This window comes from Amycolatopsis sp., from assembly GCF_036008905.1.
Classification (GTDB): domain Bacteria; phylum Actinomycetota; class Actinomycetes; order Mycobacteriales; family Pseudonocardiaceae; genus Amycolatopsis.
Genome location: NZ_DASYMU010000163.1, coordinates 1 through 18391 on the forward strand (window position 1 = coordinate 1; position 18391 = coordinate 18391).

The 18391-nt window shown below is 67.5% G+C and carries 15 protein-coding genes and 1 pseudogene; 2 read left to right on the forward strand and 14 right to left on the reverse strand.

The window, feature by feature from the left end; translation table 11 throughout:
• Positions 1-493 (forward strand): annotated as a pseudogene (locus VGP60_RS28630) (2-oxoacid:ferredoxin oxidoreductase subunit beta); the annotation flags it as partial.
• A gap of 344 nt (positions 494-837) precedes the next feature.
• Here VGP60_RS28630 and VGP60_RS28635 read toward each other — a convergent pair.
• Together VGP60_RS28635 and VGP60_RS28640 are read right to left on the reverse strand one after the other, a co-directional pair.
• Positions 838-2106 carry a LapA family protein gene (locus VGP60_RS28635; RefSeq protein ID WP_327551232.1) on the reverse strand — a complete coding sequence of 423 codons (1269 nt, stop codon included), beginning with the start codon at positions 2104-2106 and terminating at the stop codon, positions 838-840.
• Positions 2107-2124: 18 nt separating this feature from the next.
• Positions 2125-3150: a polyprenyl synthetase family protein gene (locus tag VGP60_RS28640; protein ID WP_327551233.1), complete on the reverse strand. Its 1026-nt coding sequence runs from the start codon at positions 3148-3150 to the stop codon at positions 2125-2127.
• 216 nt (positions 3151-3366) lie between these two features.
• Here VGP60_RS28640 and VGP60_RS28645 point away from each other — a divergent pair, with 216 nt between their 5' ends.
• Complete coding sequence (locus VGP60_RS28645; RefSeq protein ID WP_327551234.1) at positions 3367-4104, forward strand: type IV toxin-antitoxin system AbiEi family antitoxin domain-containing protein; 738 nt, start codon at positions 3367-3369, stop codon at positions 4102-4104.
• Positions 4105-4214: 110 nt separating this feature from the next.
• Here the strand turns inward: VGP60_RS28645 and nuoN are convergent, their stop codons facing one another.
• The 12 genes from nuoN to VGP60_RS28705 all read right to left on the reverse strand — a co-directional run.
• Positions 4215-5783 (reverse strand): NADH-quinone oxidoreductase subunit NuoN, encoded by a 1569-nt coding sequence (nuoN, locus tag VGP60_RS28650; RefSeq protein ID WP_327551245.1) that lies wholly within the window; start codon positions 5781-5783, stop codon positions 4215-4217.
• A 14-nt stretch (positions 5784-5797) separates the two neighbouring features.
• Complete coding sequence (locus VGP60_RS28655) at positions 5798-7354, reverse strand: NADH-quinone oxidoreductase subunit M (RefSeq protein ID WP_327551235.1); 1557 nt, start codon at positions 7352-7354, stop codon at positions 5798-5800.
• Positions 7351-9249: an NADH-quinone oxidoreductase subunit L gene (nuoL, locus tag VGP60_RS28660; RefSeq protein WP_327551236.1), complete on the reverse strand. Its 1899-nt coding sequence runs from the start codon at positions 9247-9249 to the stop codon at positions 7351-7353. The genes VGP60_RS28655 and nuoL overlap by 4 nt, the downstream gene beginning before the upstream one ends.
• Positions 9250-9261: 12 nt before the next feature.
• On the reverse strand, positions 9262-9561 hold the full coding sequence (gene nuoK, locus VGP60_RS28665; RefSeq protein ID WP_327551237.1) for an NADH-quinone oxidoreductase subunit NuoK: 300 nt from the start codon (positions 9559-9561) through the stop codon (positions 9262-9264).
• Positions 9558-10421 (reverse strand): NADH-quinone oxidoreductase subunit J, encoded by an 864-nt coding sequence (locus VGP60_RS28670; protein ID WP_327551238.1) that lies wholly within the window; start codon positions 10419-10421, stop codon positions 9558-9560. Before VGP60_RS28670 ends, nuoK begins: the two co-directional genes overlap by 4 nt.
• Entirely contained in the window at positions 10418-10951 is a 534-nt protein-coding gene (gene nuoI, locus VGP60_RS28675) for an NADH-quinone oxidoreductase subunit NuoI (protein ID WP_327551239.1), read from the reverse strand. Before nuoI ends, VGP60_RS28670 begins: the two co-directional genes overlap by 4 nt.
• A complete protein-coding gene (nuoH, locus tag VGP60_RS28680) occupies positions 10938-12308 on the reverse strand; it encodes an NADH-quinone oxidoreductase subunit NuoH (RefSeq protein WP_327551240.1) in 1371 nt (456 codons plus the stop codon). Before nuoH ends, nuoI begins: the two co-directional genes overlap by 14 nt.
• The gene (locus VGP60_RS28685; protein ID WP_327551241.1) at positions 12305-14809 is read right to left on the reverse strand and encodes an NADH-quinone oxidoreductase subunit G; all 2505 of its coding nucleotides are present in this window, start codon (positions 14807-14809) and stop codon (positions 12305-12307) included. The genes nuoH and VGP60_RS28685 overlap by 4 nt, the downstream gene beginning before the upstream one ends.
• A complete protein-coding gene (gene nuoF / locus VGP60_RS28690; protein WP_327551242.1) occupies positions 14806-16098 on the reverse strand; it encodes an NADH-quinone oxidoreductase subunit NuoF in 1293 nt (430 codons plus the stop codon). Before nuoF ends, VGP60_RS28685 begins: the two co-directional genes overlap by 4 nt.
• Positions 16095-16850 (reverse strand): NADH-quinone oxidoreductase subunit NuoE, encoded by a 756-nt coding sequence (nuoE, locus tag VGP60_RS28695; protein ID WP_327551243.1) that lies wholly within the window; start codon positions 16848-16850, stop codon positions 16095-16097. The genes nuoF and nuoE overlap by 4 nt, the downstream gene beginning before the upstream one ends.
• Entirely contained in the window at positions 16847-18244 is a 1398-nt protein-coding gene (locus VGP60_RS28700) for an NADH-quinone oxidoreductase subunit D (protein WP_327551244.1), read from the reverse strand. Before VGP60_RS28700 ends, nuoE begins: the two co-directional genes overlap by 4 nt.
• Positions 18241-18391 (reverse strand): NADH-quinone oxidoreductase subunit C (locus VGP60_RS28705; protein ID WP_327551246.1); only part of this gene is annotated, 151 nt, incomplete at its 5' end. The genes VGP60_RS28705 and VGP60_RS28700, both read right to left, overlap by 4 nt.

Below are 18391 nucleotides of genomic sequence, written 5' to 3' on the forward strand. Positions count from 1 at the left end.
GTTGGACTCCGACAAGAAGGGCCTCACCGAGGTCCTCCAGGCCGCCGCCGAGCACCGCGGGTCGGCGCTGGTGGAGATCTACCAGAACTGCCCGATCTTCAACGACGGCGCGTTCGATGTGCTGAAGGACAAGGACGAGGCGGCGCAGCGGCTGATCCCGCTGAAGGCGGGCGAGCCGATCGTGTTCGGCCCGCAGGGCGAATACGGCGTCACCCGCAGCCAGTGGGGCGGGCTCGAAGTCGGGAAGATGTCGGACATCGGCGAAGCGAACGTCGTCGTCCACGACCCGGCGATCACCGACCCGGCCTACTCGTTCGCGCTGTCGCGGCTCGGGGACCAGAACCTCACGCACACCCCGATCGGCATCCTGCGTCAGGTCAGCCGGCCCACCTACGACGACCAGGCCCGCGCCCAGGTCGCCGAGGCACAGGCCGCGCGCAAGCCCGACCTGCAGGCGCTGCTTCGCGGCAAGGACACCTGGACCGTCGCCTAAGCCTGGAAACCGATGTCGGCCCCTTCCAGAGTTTCCGGGAGGGGCCGACATTGTTCTCTACCAGTGCCGCGTGCCAAGCGGTGTCCCCGGGGTAGAGCTCGGTGCGGAGGTAGGCCAAGGTGAGCCGCTGGACCGCGGCGACTCGCCCGGGGTTCTCGTCCGTGGTCTCGGCGACGTCATAGCCGGAGATCCCGCCGAGCCCGTGCTCCGCGTCGAACAGGGTGACCAGGGACTTGGGCCCCGGGGAGAGGAAGTACGGATCGGCGTGCCAGTTCCCCATAAAGCCACATGGCCACCTTGGTCGCGTTGAACGCGACCAAGGTGGCCATGGTGGCTTTGAGGAGCTAGGTCAGCGGACGGAAGCCCACGCGCTCGGCGTCGGCCGTGGTGCGGAACCACACCTCGGCGACCATGCGCGGGAACTGCGGCGACTCGTCGGTGCAGTAGCGCAACGCCGTGACGCTGGCCTTGACGCCGAACTCGTCGGCCGGGCGGCCACCACCGGGCCGCGGCATGGCCGAACCGGGCCCGAACGGTCCCGGCGGCACGGAATCGGCCGGGATCGGGTCACGGGCGGGCGGCGGCTCGGGCGCCGCGGCGGGCATCCCGTACTGGCCGGGCTGCACCGCGGGCTCGAACAGCGAACCACTGTGGGTGCCACTGAGGTCCGAGTTGGGCTCGCGACGCTCGATGGCGCGCATCGAGGGCAGGATCGGCTGCGGCGGATCGAACCCGCCACGCGGCGACTCACGGCGCTGACGCTTCGGCAGGGCCTGCGTCGAATCGGCGGGAGTCAGTTCGTCGGGCGACTCTTCGCGCTCCTCCGAGGCGAACGCGTAGGCCGGTGCTGTTTCGGTGACCGGAGGCTCCTCGAAGAAGTCAGGACCCGACGGCTCTTCGAACGGCGAGCGCTCCGGCACCAGCTCACGCTCGAACCAGTTCGGGTCGGGCTGGTAGTCGGCGGGCGTCGGCTCCGGCTGGAACAGTGAGGCCGGCTCGTGCGCCACCGGCTCCGGTTCGGGCTCCGGCTCAGGCTCCGGTTCGAACTCCGCTTCCGGCTCGAACTCGGGCTCCAGCACGGCTTCCACGTGCGGGAGGTACTCGGTCGCGGGGAAAGCTGCCGCTTCCGGCTCCGGCTCGCCGTCGATACGGTCGTCCGCCCACGTCTCGACCTCGCGCTCGTCGGGCTCGACGTGCTCGTTGATGTCCCCGGTGTCCCGCCGGTCGTACTCCTGCTCGAGGTACTCGTGGTCGGACTGCGCTTCGGCCTGGACGTACGGCTCGGGCTCGACGTACTCCTGCTGCACCGGCGGCAGGTAGCTCGTCGTCTCGGCCGGCGTGCTCGCGACCGGCTCCGGCTCGGCGTACTGCTCACGCTCGTTGTACGGCTGCACTACGGGATCGATCGTCGTCACCTGATCGAGGTACGACGTGTTCGTCGCTTCCCGTGGCCTGGCAGCGGGCCGTGTGGTCTCGGCGTGCGCTGTGGCCAGCCGGCTTTCCAGACTCCGGATGCGCTTACGCGCGGGGAGCACCAGCACCAGCCAGGTGAGCAGCGCTCCGATCACGAAGGCCAGCAGGCTCCACAGCCAAACCTGACCGAAAATGGACATACCCGCCGTCTCCTGTGTCTAATGGGTGCGCTCGACCAAGTAGTCGGCGACCGACTCGCACGCGTCCCGTGCGGGGGACGCGGGCAACGACGCAAGCTCCGCTCGCGCTCGCCGAGCGTAGTCGGAAAGGGTAACCCTCGCTCGTTCGAGTCCGTCAGAAGTTCGCAGAAGTTCGAGCGCCTCGGTGACCAGGGCATCGTCCGAGATGGGTCCCGAAAGCAGTTCGACCAATCGGGGGTCGGTCTTCTCGTCCGCGAGCGCGTAGAGCATCGGAAGGGTGCGAACCCCCTCGCGGAGGTCGGTTCCCTGTGCCTTGCCGAGCTCGTCGGACCGCGACGCGATGTCGATGACGTCGTCGGAGATCTGGAACGCCGTGCCGATGAGGTCACCGAACCGGCGCAACGCGTCGATGTACTCCGCGGGCGCGCCGGACATCATCCCGCCGAAGCGCCCGGACGTGGCGATGAGCGAGCCCGTCTTCTGCGCGATGACGGTGAGGTAGTGCTGCACCGGGTCTTCGCCGTCGATCGGGCCGACGGTCTCCCGCATCTGACCGGTGACGAGCTCCCCGAAGGTCTCCGCGATGATCCGCGCCGCGTCGGTGCCGAGGTCGGCCACCAGCCGCGAAGCGTGCGCGAACAGGAAGTCGCCGGTCAGGATCGCGATGGTGTTGTCCCAGCGCGCGTTGACGCTCTCCGCGCCACGACGCATCGTGGCCTCGTCCATCACGTCGTCGTGGTACAGCGTCGCCAGGTGGACGAGCTCGACCGCGGCGGCGGCGATGATCACGTGGTCGTCGGTCTTCGCCTTGTCCCCGAACTGGGCGGAGAGCAGCGTGAACAACGGACGGAAACGTTTGCCCCCGGCTTCCACCAGGTGCGATGCGGCGTCGTGCACGGCCTTGACGTCACTGCGCACCGTCTCGCGAAGCAAGGTCTCGACGTCACTCAGGCCGCGCACGAGGGTGCGCAACAGCTGCTCGTCGGCGATCTGCAAGCCGACGGATGCGCGCAGATCCGCGATGGCGCCACCCTGAACTGACACGTCGGCTCCGCTCTCTCAACTCTGGGTCGGGGTCGTCCACCAGCGTAATGGCAACCCTTGTGCGCCTGCTGACCCGCTATCCAGCGGAAACGGTGACAAACGTGACACCGGGGCCGGAGCAGGGTGTCAATCGAGCCGATCGGCTCATCTCCGCAGCACCCGACCCCGCAATCCACCACTATGAACGTAGGCTTGAAGCCGACGAAGGTGGTAGTTATGGCAAGAACCGCGATTGGTGTCCCGCCGCAGCTGACCAGGCGCGCGCACCGAATCTTCCGCCCGCGCGACCTTGCGGGCATCTACGCGCACCCTCGGGCGGAAGTTTCCCGGCTCACTCGCATCGGCGCGGTGCAGCGTCTCGCAACCGGCTACTACGCCCTCGTTCCGCAACACCGGCTGGGCGATCCCACCTGGGTGCCGGACCTGAACGCGGTGGCATTGGGCATCGGCCAAGCCGACTACGGCACCGACGCGGTTGCCTTGATGGGCGTCAGCGCGGCGCGGATACACGGCGCGATACTGCGCGGCCTTGCCGTCGCCGTTCTCGCCGTACCGAAACAACGACCACCGCTGCGGACCGGAAACTCCCTGATCGTGTTCACCGAACGCGACGTATCGCGGCTCGACGTGGAACGGACCGAAACCGAACTCGGCCCGGGATGGGCCACCACGCCGGAGCAGACCGCACTGGACCTCGCGGCTCGGCCCACCTTGGGCGGCATCGAAGCCTCAGATGCCGAGGAAGCCATCCGAGCGCTCGCGCAGCGGATGGACTGGGCTGCTTTCGAGGACCTAGCAGCCACTCAGCACCACCCCAAGGCCCTCGCCGCGGCCAGAACCATCACGGGGTCGACCCACTTGCTTGATCCGGCAGAACTATTGATGGGTAAGGCAACCGTGGCATGTCTCAAACGGCGCGTTGGCGACGTTGAGCATCCCCGACGCGCCCTGTGAGACATCCTCAGAGCGGCAGGGTGGCCCTCCGAGGTCGAGCAGCCTGAACGCTATGAACGGTCCCTTCCTCCCGAAAAATGAGAGGAAGGGACCGTTCATAGCGTTGTGGACTAGCTGGCGAAGCCGCCGGCGCCGGCCCAGGTGAGGGCGAACGACGGGGCGATGCCGAGCACCAGGGTCACCAGGGTGCCGAGGAGGATCGCGAGTCCGGTGAACGGGCCGGGCACGGTGACGGTGGGGCCGTCGGCGGCCGGTTCCGAGAAGTACATCAGCACGATCACCCGCAGGTAGAAGAACGCGGCGACGGCGCTGGCCACCAGCGCGATGACCACCAGCGGAGCCATTCCATCGGACAGAGCCGCCGAGAAGACGACGAACTTCCCGACGAAACCACTCGTCAGCGGGATACCGGCGAGGGCCAGCAAGAGAAACGTGAACACCCCGGCTATGAGGGGCGAGCGTTTCGCCAGACCTGCCCACGAAGACAGATGCAACGCCTCGCCCCGGGAGTCGCGCACCAGGCTCACGACACCGAACGCCGCCAGTGTGGTGAAGCCGTACGCCAGCAGATAGAACAGCGTGCCTTCGAGGCCTTTACCGGTCATCGCGATGGCCCCGATGAGCAGGAAGCCAGCGTGCGCGATGGACGAGTACGCGATCATGCGCTTGACGTCGGTCTGCGTCAGGCCGAGCACCGCGCCGATCACCATGGAGATGATCGCGACGCCCCAGAGGACCCCGCGCCATTCCCAGCTGGTCGACTCGAACCCGACGGTCAGCACCCGCAGGATGCCGCCGAACGCGGCGACCTTGGTGCAAGCCGCCATGAACGCGGTGACCGGGGTCGGCGCGCCCTGGTAGACGTCCGGGGTCCAGGTGTGGAACGGGCCGACGGAGCCCTTGAACAGCAGGCCGACCACGAGCAGGCCCATCCCGGCGAACAGCAGCGTGTCGGAGCGGTCGCTGCCGGCCGCGGCGGCGGCGATGTCGGACAGCTTCACCGAGTTGGCGTAGCCGTACAGCAGCGCGAGGCCGTACAGGAAGAACGCCGAGGAGAACGCGCCGAGCAGGAAGTACTTGACCGCCGACTCCTGCGAGAGCAGGCGACGCCGCCGGGCGAGGCCGCACATCAGGTACAGCGGGAGGCTCAGCACCTCGAGCGCGATGAACATGGTCAGCAGGTCGTTGGCCGCACAGAAGGCCATCATCCCGCTGAGCGCGAACAGCGTGAGCGGGAAGACCTCGGTCTGCATGACCGTCCCGGCCTGGGTGCGGTCCTGCACGGTGCCCGGCCGGATCCCGGCCTGCGCGACGAGCGCGCCACCGGGTTCCACCGACTTGTCCGCGATCAGGAGCACCGCGCCGATGGACAGCGCCAGCAGCGTGCCCCACAGGAACAGCGCGGGCTGGTCGATGGAGATCGCCCGGTTGAACGTGGTCGTGCCCGCCTTGGTTGCAGTGTCACCGCTGGCGTAGAAGAACAGCGCGATGCCCGCGGCGACGATGGCGAGCAGGCTCAGTGCCACCTGCATGCCCCACCGCGCCGCCCGCGGAAGGAAGGCCTCGAACAGCACGCTCACGCACGCGGCGCCGAGGATGATCAACAGCGGCAGCACGGCCGGGTAGTTGATCTGCGGAATGGCTATCGGGCTCGGTTGCTGCGCCAGGAAAGCCGGCAGTTCAAGAAACACAGTTACTTGCCTCCCTGTGAGGTGACCGAGCTCAGGGTCGCCTGCACCGACGGGGTGATCGTGTCCAACACCGGCTTCGGGTAGAAGCCCAGCGCGATGATCAGCACGACCATCGGCGCCAGAAGCGCGATTTCCTTGCGGTCAAGGTCTTTGATGGCCTTCTTCGCGCCGAGTTCCGGGGCGATGGCCGTGCCGGGACCTCCGCCGATGCCCACCAGGGCATCTCCGCGAACCGGTCCCTGCATGATGCGCTGGTACAGCCACAGCACGTACGCCGCCGCGAGCACCATGCCGACGGTCGCGATGATCGTCGCCGTCGGGTAGGTGGTGAAGGAACCCAGCAGCACCAGGAACTCGCTGATGAACGAGTTCGTCCCCGGCAAGGACAAAGTGGACAGTCCGGCGATCAGCAGCATGCCGCCGAGCAGCGGGGTCACCTTCGCCATTCCGCCGTAGTCCGAGATCCGGGTCGACCCGCCGCGCGCGATGACCAGGCCGATCACCACGATCAGCATGCCGGTCGCGAGGCTGTGGTTCAGCATGTACGACACCGAGCCGACCATGGCCTGCTCGTTGAAGCTGAAGATGCCGAGTGCGATGAACCCGAAATGCGCGATCGACACGTAGGCGATGAAGCGCTTCATGTCGGTCTGCCCGGCGGCGAGGATCGAGCCGTACACCACGCCGAGCACGGCGAGCACGATCACCATGGGCGCCAGTACTTTGCTGGCTTCGGGGAACATCGGGATGCAGTAGCGCAGGAACCCGAACGTGCCGACCTTGTCCAGCACACCGACGAGCAGCACGGCGACGCCGATCGGCGCCTGCCCCGCCGCGTCCGGCAGCCAGGTGTGGAACGGCACCAGCGGCGCCTTGATCGCGAAGGCCAGGAAGAACCCGAGGAACAGCCAGATCTGGGTCGACGTCGGCGCGTCGCGCACCACGGTCACCAGGGTGGCCCAGTCGAAGGTGCCCTCGCCGTTCTTGTCGACCGACAGCGAGTACGCGCCGATCGCGGAGGCCAGCATGATCAGGCCGCCGAGGAACGAGTAGAGGAAGAACTTCACGGCCGCGTACTGCCGGTTCTGGCCGCCGTAGCCACCGATCAGGAAGTACATCGGGATCAGCATGATCTCGAACAGCACGTAGAACAGGAACACGTCGGTGGCCGCGAAAACGCCGATGGTCAGCGCTTCCTGTAGCAGGATCAGCGACAGGAACCCACCAGCGGTACGACCGGCCGGGAGCTTGTCGAACCGGCCGAGCCCGCCGACGACGATCGGCACCAGCAGCGCGATCACCGCGATCATGACCAGCGCGATGCCGTCCATGCCGAACGAGATGTGGATGCCGAAGCTCGGGATCCAGTCCATCGTCGACGACTGCTGGATCCTCTCGCCACTGGGCGAGTAGCTCGCCCACAGCGGGATGATCAGCACGAGCTCGAGCAGTGACACGCCCAGCGCGGTGACGATCGCGAGCTTGTCGTTGTTCTTCATCGCCGCGACGGCCAGCGCGCCGACCAGGGGCAGCAGGATGAGTGCGAGCAACCAAGTCATGAGAACCTCACCAGCAGGAGTGCTGCCACGATCAGGAACGTGCCGCCCAGCATGGACAGCGCGTAAGAACGGACGAACCCGGTCTGCAACCGGCGAAGGCGCCCGGAAGCACCGCCGAGCAACGCCGACAGCCCGTTGACGGCGCCGTCGACGCCGCGGTTGTCGACGTACACCGACGCGCGGGCGAGCCAGGTGCCCGGGCGGGCGACCAGCGTCTCGTTGAGCGTGTTGCCGTAGAGGTCGTTGCGGGCGGCGCGGACGAGCACCGAAACGCGCTCGGGCCGCTCCACCGGAACTTCCTTACGTCCCACGAAGAGCCAGGCCGCGAGGGCGCCGAGTACGGAGAGCGCCACCGTCAGGTACGGGATCAGTGCGTGCGGGAGAACACCGTGTTCGGCTACCTGGAGCTCGCCGACCACCGGGGAGACCCACTGGGCGAAGTTGTCGCCCCAGATCAGGATTCCACCGGCGAAGACCGAGCCGACGGCCAGCACGATCATCGGGATCTTCATCGAAGCCGGAGCCTCGTGCGGATGGAACTCCCGGCCGTCGGTGCTCTTGATGTCCTTCCAGCGGGCCTTGCCGAAGAAGGTCATGAACATCAGGCGCGTCATGTAGAACGCGGTGAGCCCGGCCCCGAGGAGCGCCGCGCCGCCGATCACCCAGCCACGCCAGCCTTCCTGGCCGAACGCCGCTTCGATGATGGCGTCCTTGGTGAAGAAGCCGGAGAGGCCGGGGAAGCCGATCAACGCGAGGTAGCCGAGGCCGAAGGTGACGAAGGTGACCGGCATCTTCCGCCACAGGCCACCGAACTTCCGCATGTCCACTTCGTCGTTCATGGCGTGCATGATCGAGCCGGCCCCGAGGAAGAGCCCCGCCTTGAAGAACCCGTGGGCGAGCAGATGCGCCAGCGCGAGGGCGTAGCCGAACGGGCCGAGCCCGACAGCCAGCATCATGTACCCGATCTGGCTGACCGTGGAGTACGCGAGCACCTTCTTGATGTCGTCGTACGCACAGCCGATGATGCACCCGATCAGCAGCGTCACCGTGCCGACGAGGACCACGACCAACCGGCCGTCCTCGGTCAGGTCGAAGATCGGGTTGGACCGCGCCACCAGGTAGACCCCGGCGGTGACCATCGTCGCGGCGTGGATGAGCGCCGAGACCGGGCTCGGGCCCTCCATCGCGTCGGGAAGCCAGGACTGCAAGGGGAACTGACCGGACTTACCGCAGGCGCCGAGCAGGAGCAGCAGGGCGATCGCGGTGATCACGCCCGGCGGCACCTGGTCGATACCGGCGAAGACCTCGGCGTACCCGGTGCTGCCGATGTACTTGAACATCAGGAAGATCGCCAGCGCGAGCCCGACGTCACCGACCCGGTTCATCAGGAACGCCTTCTTCGCCGCGGTGGCGGCCGAAGGACGGTCCTGGTACCAGCCGATGAGCAGGTACGACGCGAGGCCGACACCTTCCCAGCCGAGGTACAGCGTCAGGAAGCTGTTGCCCAGAACCAGGATCAGCATGGAGGCGACGAAAAGGTTCAGGTAGGCGAAGAAACGCCGCCTGCCGTCGTCGTCGGCCATGTAGCCGATCGAGTAGACGTGGATGAGCGAGCCGACGCCGGTGATCAGCAGCACGAACGTCAGCGACAGCGCGTCGATCCGGATGCCGAAGTCGACCTGCAAAGCGCCGGCCGGGATCCAGGAGAACAGCTTGTTGTCGACGATCGCCTTGCCGTCCGCGGCGAAGTAGAGCACCACGGCGTACACAAAGGACAGTCCTACGGCGGCGGTGCCGACCAGGTGCCCAATCGAGTTGGTGCGCTTGCCGCCGACGAGGAGAAAGAGCGCGCCGAGAGCAGGGAAAAGCACCAACAGCCACGAAAATCCGGTCACTGTAGTTATCCCCTAGTACTTCAGCAGGTTGGTGTCGTCGACCGAAGCCGAGCGCCGGGTGCGGAAGATCGCCATGATGATCGCCAGTCCGACGACGACCTCGGCAGCGGCCACGACCATCACGAAGAACGCCATGACCTGTCCGTCGAGCGAGCCGTTGATCCGCGAGAACGTCACGAGGGTGAGGTTCACCGCGTTGAGCATCAGCTCGATGCACATGAACACGACGATCGCGTTGCGCCGCACCAGAACGCCGACGGCGCCGATGGAGAACAACAGCGCCGAGAGCAGCAGGTAATAGGTGGGAGTCACTTCTCTGCGCCTTCCGCTGGGCTGTCCTCGTCCTTGGGACCGACGAGTGCGTGCGCGTCCGGCTTCGGACCGGCGTCGGCGACCTGCTTGCGTTCGGCTTCCAGCCGCGAGGCCGAGGTGGACTCGATGAGCGCCGACAGCGACTCCGGGGCCACCGAACCGTCCGGCAGCAGCGCGGGCGTCGCGACCGAGTTGGCGGTGGCGAACACGCCAGGGCCGGGCAGCGGCGAAGGCCGCTCGTACTCGCCGCGGAACCGGGCGACGACGAGTTCCTTCTGGTTCCGCTTGCCGCCCTTGGCGTGGCGGTCGGTGAAGGCCAGCACCATCGCGCCGAGCGCGGCGGTGATGAGCAGCGCCGAGGTCAGCTCGAACGGGAAGAGGTAGTCGGTGAAGATCAGCCGGCCGAGCCCGCCAGGGCCGCCACCGGCGGTGCTCGACGGGTCCAGCGGCGCGGCCGGGGTGACGTTGGACAGCGCCCGGGTCAGCCCGCCCGCGAGCAGGCCCGCGAGGCCGATGCCGAGCAGTGTCGCCCAAAGCCGTTGCCCGCGAAGGACTTCGACCACCGAGTCTGAACTCTCACGGCCGACGAGCATCAGCACGAACAGGAACAGCATCATGATCGCGCCGGTGTAGACGATGATCTGCGTGAAGCCGAGGAACGGCGCCTGCTGGACCATGTAGAGCGCACCGAGCGAAAGCATGGTGAGCACCAGCCACAACGCCGAGTGCACGGCGTTGCGCGAGAAGATCATGCCGAGCGCGCCGAGCAGCGAGAGCGGGCCGAGGATCCAGAACGCGATCGCCTCACCGGTGGAAACCGTGACCGCGGGCGGAGCCTGGGCAAGGAAAGCAGAAATCACTGTCCAGCCTCCTGCTGCTGCTTGAGCGCGAGCTGGGGACCGTTCACGTAGTAGTCCTGCTCGTTCTCACCGAGTCGCATCGGGTGCGGCGGCTGCTCCATGCCGGAGAGCAACGGAGCGAGCAGGTCTTCCTTCGTGAAGATCAGGCGCTGACGGTCGTCGTCGGCCAGCTCGTAGAAGTTGATCATCGTCAGAGACCGGGTCGGGCAGGCCTCGACACACAGCCCGCAGCCGATGCAGCGCAGGTAGTTGATCTGGTAGTCCGCGCCGTACCGCTCACCGGGCGAGTAACGAGCCTCTTCGGTATTGTCCCCGCCCTCGACGAAGATCGCGTCGGCGGGACAGGCCCACGCGCAAAGTTCGCAGCCGACGCACTTCTCGAGCCCGTCCGGGTGGCGGTTGAGCTGGTGACGGCCGTGGTACCGCGGCGCGGCCGGCGCACCTGCCTCCGGGTACTCCTCGGTGGCCACCTTCTTGAACATGGTCGAGAAGGTGACTCCGAAGCCCTTGATGGGATCAAACATCCCCATCTTGTGCCCCCTTCTGTGAGCTCTCTGACGTGCGCTCTGTCGCGCCACCAGTGCCGACCGCGACCGGCTTGCGCTTGGCGGCTTTCAGCTGGGCCTTGGCGAGCGCCTTCTGGCGTGGAGTGGACTCGGGGACCTTCAGATCCAGCGGTGGCAACGGGAATCCGCCACCGGTGATCGGGACGTAGTCCTCGTCGACGATCGGTTTGTCCGGCAGCGCGAGCGCGATCAGCACGAGTACCACCACCGCCACCGCGAAGCCGATCAAGCCCTGGCCGAGGGTCCAGCCGCCGTTGTTGTTCACCGCGCGGAAGAACACGATGACCACGATCCACACCAGGTTGACCGGGACAAGGACCTTCCAGCCCAGCTGCATGAACTGGTCGTACCGCAGCCGCGGCAGCGTGCCGCGCAGCCAGATGAACCCGAACAGCAGGATGAAGAGCTTCGCGAAGAACCAGATGACCGGCAGCCAGCCCTGGTTCAGCGCGCTGTCCGCCCCGACGAACGGGAACAGCCAGCCGCCGAGGAACAACGTCGTCGCCAGCGCCGAAACGATCACCATGTTGACGTACTCGGCGAGGAAGAACATCGCGAACTTCATCGAGCTGTACTCGGTGTGGAAACCACCGACCAGCTCGGATTCGGCCTCGGGGAGGTCGAAGGGTGCGCGGTTGGTCTCGCCGACCATCGAGATCAGGTAGATCACGAAGCTGACCGGCAGCATCCAGAAGTACCAGCCGTGTTCCTGCGCGGCGACGATGTCGCTGGTCCCGAGCGAACCCGAGTACAGCACGACACCGACGATCGACAGGCCCATCGCGATCTCGTAGGAGATCACCTGCGCGGCCGAGCGAAGACCACCGAGCAGCGGGTATGGCGAGCCGGACGACCAGCCCGCGAGCACGATGCCGTAGACGCCGATCGCGGAGCAGGCCAGGATCACCAGCACGCCGACCGGGAGGTCGACGAGCTGCAGCGTGGTCCGCTCACCGAAGATCGACACCTCGGGACCGAACGGGATCGCGGCGAGCGCGACCAGTGCCGGTACCGCGGAGATCACCGGCGCGAGGAAGTACACCTTGCGGTCGGCGGTGTCCGGGATGATCTGCTCTTTGAACGGCAGCTTGATCGCGTCCGCGAAGGCCTGGAAGTAACCGTTCGGGCCGACCCGGTTCGGACCGGGGCGGTTCTGCATCCGGCCGACGGCCTTGCGCTCCCAGACGATCAGCCCGATCGTCATGATCGGGCCGATCAGCAGGATGACGATCGCCTTGAGCAGGATCAGCCACAGCGGGTCGTCCGCCAGCAGCGCCGCCCGGGTCGCGTGATCGGGGAACTGGGCGATGAAACCGGTCATTGTTCACCTCCGGAGATGGAGACGACCGCGCCGTGCCCGGCACCGAGAGCGGCGCGGACAGTGGAGCCATCGGAGTTGGCCGGGAGCCAGACGACCCCGTCGGGCAGGTCCGTGACCTCGACCGGGAGCGTGATCGAACCGCGCTCGGTGGAGACCGTCACCGCTTGGTAGCCGTTGGCCGTCGCCGCGGAAAGGCGGGCGACCACGGGCCGTGCCGTGCCGGCGAGGTGCGGTTCGTCGACCTGGAGCGAGCCCTTGTCCAGCAGCTGACGCCAGGTGGCGAGCACGACCTGCCCGTTGGTGAGGGCGGGCCGCGGCGCGAGCGCGGTGTCGGGAGCCAGTGCCTCGGTCTTGGCGCCGCCCTGCAGACGGGCCAGGTCGGCGGCCGCGGCGGCCGGGGTCTGGGTGAAGATGTCGGCGTCCATCTCGACGGCCAGGGTGTCGAGCACCCGGCAGTCCGACAGGGCGCCGGTGCCTTCGAGGGTGACCTTGAACTCGCGGTGGCGGCCCTCCCAGTTGAGGTAGCTGCCCGTCTTCTCGACCGAGGGAGCGATCGGGAGGACGACGTCCGCGTGGTCGGTGACCAGGCTGGGCCGCATCTCGAGGCTGACGACGAACCCGGCCTTGGCGAGGGCTTCGAGCGCCAGTGCCGGGTCGGGCAGGTCGTTCGGGTCGAGGCCACCGACGAGCAGTCCGTCGAGGCCACCGGCCGCCGCTGCCGCGACGATGCCGTTCGTGTCCCGGCCGACCTCGGCGGGAAGCGTTGCGCCCCAGGCCTTTTCGACCTCGGCGCGAGCCGCGGCGTCGGTGACGTCACGGCCGCCGGGAAGCAGCGTCGGCGCGACACCCGCTTCGAGTGCGCCCCGCTCGCCCGCCCGGCGCGGGATCCACGCCAGCCGTGCGCCGGTGCGCAGCGAAAGCCGGTGCAGCGCGGAGAACAGGCCCGGCACCTCGGCGGCACGCTCGCCGACGAGGATCACCGCGCCCTCGGCGCTGAGCCGCTCGTCGAGGTCCTGCGCGTGCTGGGCGATGCCGTCGATCGCGGCGGCTTCGGTACCGGGGACGCAGGCGAGCAGCTCGCCGAACGTCTTGGTGACCGAGGGGGTCGTCCACTGTCCCAAGTGGACAACCTTGGTCCGCTTGGTCCGGGCGGCCTTGCGCAGCCGCAGGAAGACGATCGGAGCCTCTTCTTCCGGCTCGAACGCGACACACAGGACCGTGGACGCGGCTTCGATACCGGCGAAGGTGACGCCGCCGTTCTCCGGCGAGGTGCCCAGGATCCGCGAGGACAGGAACTCCAGTTCCTCGGCCGAGTGGGCCCGGGCGCGGAAGTCGATGTCGTTGGTACGCAGGGCGATCCGGGCGAACTTCGAGTACGCGTAGGCGTCCTCGGTGGTCAGCCTGCCGCCGGCGAGGACGCCGACGCCCTTGCCGTCACGAGCTTTGGCGAGGCCCGCCGCGGCGATCTGCAGCGCGTCGGTCCAGGAGGTCTCTTCGAGCTCCCCCTGCGCGTTGCGGATCAGCGGGCGCCGGATCCGGTCCGCGGCCTGGGCGTACCGGAACGCGAAGCGGCCCTTGTCGCAGAGCCACTCTTCGTTGACCTCGGGGTCGTCACCGGCGAGCTTGCGGGTGACCTTGCCGCGCCGGAAGTCCGTCCGCTCCGCGCAGCCCGACGAGCAGTGCTCGCAGACGCTCGGCGCCGAGACCAGGTCGAACGGCCGCGACCGGAACCGGTAGGCCGCGCTGGTCAGCGCGCCGACCGGGCAGATCTGGATGACGTTGCCGGAGAAATAGGACTGGAACGGCTGACCTCCCGACGAGGTAAGCATTCCCGCCGAGGAGGCATCAGACACTGTGGTGCGGGAAGCCAGGGTAAAGACGTCCGCGGTCTCGGCGGTGCCGATCTGCTGGTGCGCACCGCGCTCGATGAGCTCGATGAACGGGTCGCCGGCGATCTGCGCGGAGAACCGCGTGCAGCGCTGGCACAGCACGCACCGCTCGCGGTCCAGCAGCACCTGCGTGGAGATCGGGAGCGGCTTCGCGAAGGTCCGCTTGGTGTCGACGAACCGCGAGTCCGCGCGGCCGTGCGCCAGCGCCTGGTTCTGCAGCGGGCACTCGCCGCCCTTGTCGCAGATCGGGCAGTCCAGCGGGTGGTTGATCAGGAGCAGCTCCATGACCCCGGCCTGTGCCTTGTCGGCGACCGGAGAGGTGAGCTGCGTCTTGACGACCATGCCGTCGGCGACCGTCATCGTGCAGGACGCCTGCGGCTTCGGCATCGGCCTGCCGCCCATCTCGACCTCGACCAGGCACTGGCGGCAAGCGCCTGCCGGGTCGAGGAGCGGGTGGTCGCAGAACCGCGGGATGACCGTGCCGAGGCGCTCGGCGGTGCGGATCAGCAGCTCGCCCTTGGGCGCGATGACCTCTTCACCGTCGATCACCAGCTTCACGTGACCCTCGGGGACGGGCGTCTCCGTCTTGGTTTCTTCCGGCGCCATCGTCATGCCCGCGCTCCAACCAATTCCGGCTTGGAAGCCTTGTTCGTGTTACACAGGGCCAGGAACTCGTCCCGGAAGTACTTGATCCCGCTGACGATCGGCGAGACCGCGCCGTCGCCCAGCGCGCAGAACGAGCGGCCGAAGATGTTGTCGCAGACGTCGAGCAGGGTGTCGATGTCTTCCTCGGTGCCGTTCCCGGCGACCATGCGCTCCAGGATCTGCGCCAGCCAGTACGTGCCCTCACGGCACGGCGTGCACTTGCCGCAGGACTCGTGCTCGTAGAACTGGGTCCACTTCATCACGGCCCACGGCACGGAAACGGTCTCGTTGAAGACCTGCACGGCCGTCGTGCCGAGCATCGAACCGGCCTCGGCGGCGCCTTCGAAGTCCAGCGGGGTGTCGAGGTGCAGAGACGTGAACATCGGCGTCGACGAACCACCCGGCGTCCAGAACTTCAGCGGGATGCCGTCCTTCATGCCACCGGCCATGTCGAGCAGCTCGCGCAGCGTGGTGCCGAGCGGGCACTCGTACTGGCCGGGGAGCTCGACGTGGCCCGAGATCGAGAAGATCTTGGGGCCGGGCGACTTCTCGCGGCCCATCTTGCGGAACCAGTCGGCGCCACCGTTGACGATGAAGGGCGCGCTCGCGATGGTCTCGACGTTGTTCACCGTGGTCGGCGCGGCGTAGAGACCGGCGGCGGCGGGGAACGGCGGCTTGAGCCGCGGCTGGCCGCGACGGCCTTCGAGCGAGTCCAGCAGCGCGGTTTCCTCGCCACAGATGTACGCGCCGGCGCCCGCGTGAACAGTGATGTCCAGTGCGAAGCCGGAACCGAGGATGTCGACGCCGAGGTAACCGGCGTCGTAGGCCTCGCGCACGGCCGCGTTGAGCCGGCGGATGCAGTGCAGGGCCTCGCCGCGCACGTAGATGAAACAGTGGTGCGACCGCATCGCGTACGAGGCGATGATGCAGCCTTCGATGAGCGAGTGCGGGTCCGCCATCATCAGCGGGATGTCCTTGCAGGTGCCGGGCTCGCCCTCGTCGGCGTTGATGACCAAATAATGAGGCTTGTCCTCATTCTGCGGCATGAAGGACCACTTGATGCCAGCCGGGAAGCCCGCGCCGCCACGGCCGCGCAGACCCGCGTCCTTGATGAGCTGGACGAGCTGCTCCGGGGTGCCCTTGAGCGCCTTGCGCAGCGCGGTGTAGCCCTCGAGCCGCTCGTACGTCTTGAGCTGCCACGAGTTCGGCGACAGCCAACGCTTGGTCAGTACCGGCGTTATAGGATCAGCGGTCATTTCTTCTGCACCTCCGGCAGCGGAACATCCTCGATCACCGGCGCGGTCCAGCCGCGGTCCTGAGCGATTTGCGCGCCTCGCAGGGTTTCGACGGCCTGTGAGGGGCCGTCCACGTCCGCGCGGTACTGGATCGGGTCCTCCGGGAAGAACCCGGCGAGCTGCAGTTCGGCGCCCTTGAAGTCGGTCAGCGGCGCGCCGCGTGTGGGCGCGGGCTTCTTGCCGGCGCGCAAGGCGTCGACGAGCGCGATCGTCTTGTCGGGCGTCTGGTTGTCGAAGTACTCGTAGTTGACCTGCAGCACCGGGCCGAGGTCGCAGGCCGCGAGGCACTCGGCGTGCTCCAGGGTGATCGAGCCCTTCGAACCCGGCTCGCCGACGGTCTCGTTGTGCCCCAAAGGCTTGCCGTCTTCGCCGAGGTGTTCCTGCACGGCCTTGTAGATCGCGTCGCCGCCGAGCGCGGCGCAGAGCGTGTTGGTGCAGATGCTCACCAGGTGCTCACCACACGGACGCCGCTTGTACATCGTGTAGAAGGTCGCGACCGCGGTGACCTCGGCGTCGGAAAGCCCGAGTTGCCTGCCGCAGAAGGAGATTCCCTCCTGGCTGACGTACCCCTGCACCGACTGCACCAGGTGCAGCATCGGCAGCAGCGCGGAGCGCGACTGCGGGTAGCGCGCCATGAGGTTCTCGGCCTTGGCGACGATGTCGGCGTCGAAGATGTCGTCCAAGTCATGGATCTCGCGCTGTGTGTTCGTCATCGGTCCACTCCCCCCATCACCGGGTCGATTGAGGCGATCGCGGCGATCACGTCGGCGACCAGCCCGCCTTCGGCCATCGCGGGCATCGCCTGCAGGTTCACGAAACTCGGTTCCCGCATGTGCGCACGCAGCGGCCGTGTGCCGCCGTCGGACACCAGGTGCACCCCGAGCTCGCCGCGCGGCGACTCGATCGGCGTGTAGACCTGACCGGCCGGGACCTTGAAGCCCTCGGTGACCAGCTTGAAGTGGTGGATCAGCGATTCCATCGACTGGCCCATGATCTTGCGGACGTGCTCGAGCGAGTTGCCCGTGCCGTCGGCGCCCACGGAAAGCTGCGCGGGCCAGGCGACCTTCTTGTCCTCGACCATGACCGGGCCGGGCTCGAGCATCTTGAGCGCCTGCCGGATGATCCGCAGCGACTGGTGCATCTCCTCGACACGGATCAGGTAGCGGCCCCAGCAGTCGGCGTCGTTCGACGTCGGGATGTCGAACTCGAACTCGTCGTAACGCGAGTACGGCTCGGTCTTGCGGAGGTCCCACGGCAGACCGGCCGAGCGCAGCACCGGGCCGGTGATACCGAGTGCGAGGCAGGCGTCCACGGGCAGGTAGCCGACGCCCTTGAGCCGGTTGCGCCAGATCGGCTGACCGGTGAAGAGCTTGTCGTACAAGGGAAGGCGCTGGTCCATCACCTTGACGAACGAGGAAACCTTCTCCTCGAAGTCGTCCGGCATGTCCTGCGCGAGCCCGCCGGGCCGGATGAACGCGTGGTTCATCCGCAGGCCGGTGAGGTGCTCCAGCAGATGGAGAACCTCTTCGCGCTCGCGGAAGCCGATCGTCATCGCGGTGGTCGCGCCGAGCTCCATCCCGCCGGTGGCGATGTAGACCAGGTGCGAACCGATCCGGTTGATCTCCATCAGCATCACGCGGAGCAGTTCGGCCCGGCGCGGTACCTGGATACCGAGCAGCTTCTCCACGCCGAGGCAGTACGTCATCTCGTTGAACAGCGGCGCGAGGTAGTCCATGCGCGTGACGAAGGTGACGCCCTGGGTCCAGGTGCGGTACTCCATGTTCTTCTCGATACCGGTGTGGAGATAGCCGATGACCGAGCGGAGCTGGGTGACGGTCTCGCCCTCCATCTCCAGCACGAGCCGGAGCACGCCGTGCGTCGACGGGTGCTGCGGGCCCATGTTGATGACCATGCGCTCGTCGTGCGCCGCGTCGGCGACGACGTCGTCCCAGTCACCGCCCGAAACCGAGTAGACCCGGCCCTCGGTGGTTTCCCGCGAATCGGCGTAGCTGACAGCGTCGTTGTCTTGGGTGCCGGCTGTGCTATTCGAGCCCGCGGCAGTGGTATCGGTGCCGGTACTGACATCCGCGATGTTTTCGGTAGTCACGAGTAAGACCTCCGCTGGTCCGGCGGCGGGATCTCCGCGCCCTTGTATTCGACCGGGATCCCGCCGAGCGGGTAGTCCTTGCGCTGGGGGTGGCCGTCCCAGTCGTCCGGCATGAGGATGCGGGTGAGCGCGGGGTGACCGTCGTAG

Bases quoted from the DNA above. Each gene is read 5' to 3' on its own strand.
- VGP60_RS28635 (WP_327551232.1), bottom strand. From the start codon at position 2,106: ATGTCCATTTTCGGTCAGGTTTGGCTGTGGAGCCTGCTGGCCTTCGTG.
- VGP60_RS28645 (WP_327551234.1), top strand. From the start codon at position 3,367: ATGGCAAGAACCGCGATTGGTGTCCCGCCGCAGCTGACCAGGCGCGCG.
- VGP60_RS28655 (WP_327551235.1), bottom strand. From the start codon at position 7,354: ATGACTTGGTTGCTCGCACTCATCCTGCTGCCCCTGGTCGGCGCGCTG.
- nuoI (WP_327551239.1), bottom strand. From the start codon at position 10,951: ATGGGGATGTTTGATCCCATCAAGGGCTTCGGAGTCACCTTCTCGACC.
- nuoH (WP_327551240.1), bottom strand. From the start codon at position 12,308: ATGACCGGTTTCATCGCCCAGTTCCCCGATCACGCGACCCGGGCGGCG.
- VGP60_RS28685 (WP_327551241.1), bottom strand. From the start codon at position 14,809: ATGACGATGGCGCCGGAAGAAACCAAGACGGAGACGCCCGTCCCCGAG.
- nuoF (WP_327551242.1), bottom strand. From the start codon at position 16,098: ATGACCGCTGATCCTATAACGCCGGTACTGACCAAGCGTTGGCTGTCG.
- nuoE (WP_327551243.1), bottom strand. From the start codon at position 16,850: ATGACGAACACACAGCGCGAGATCCATGACTTGGACGACATCTTCGAC.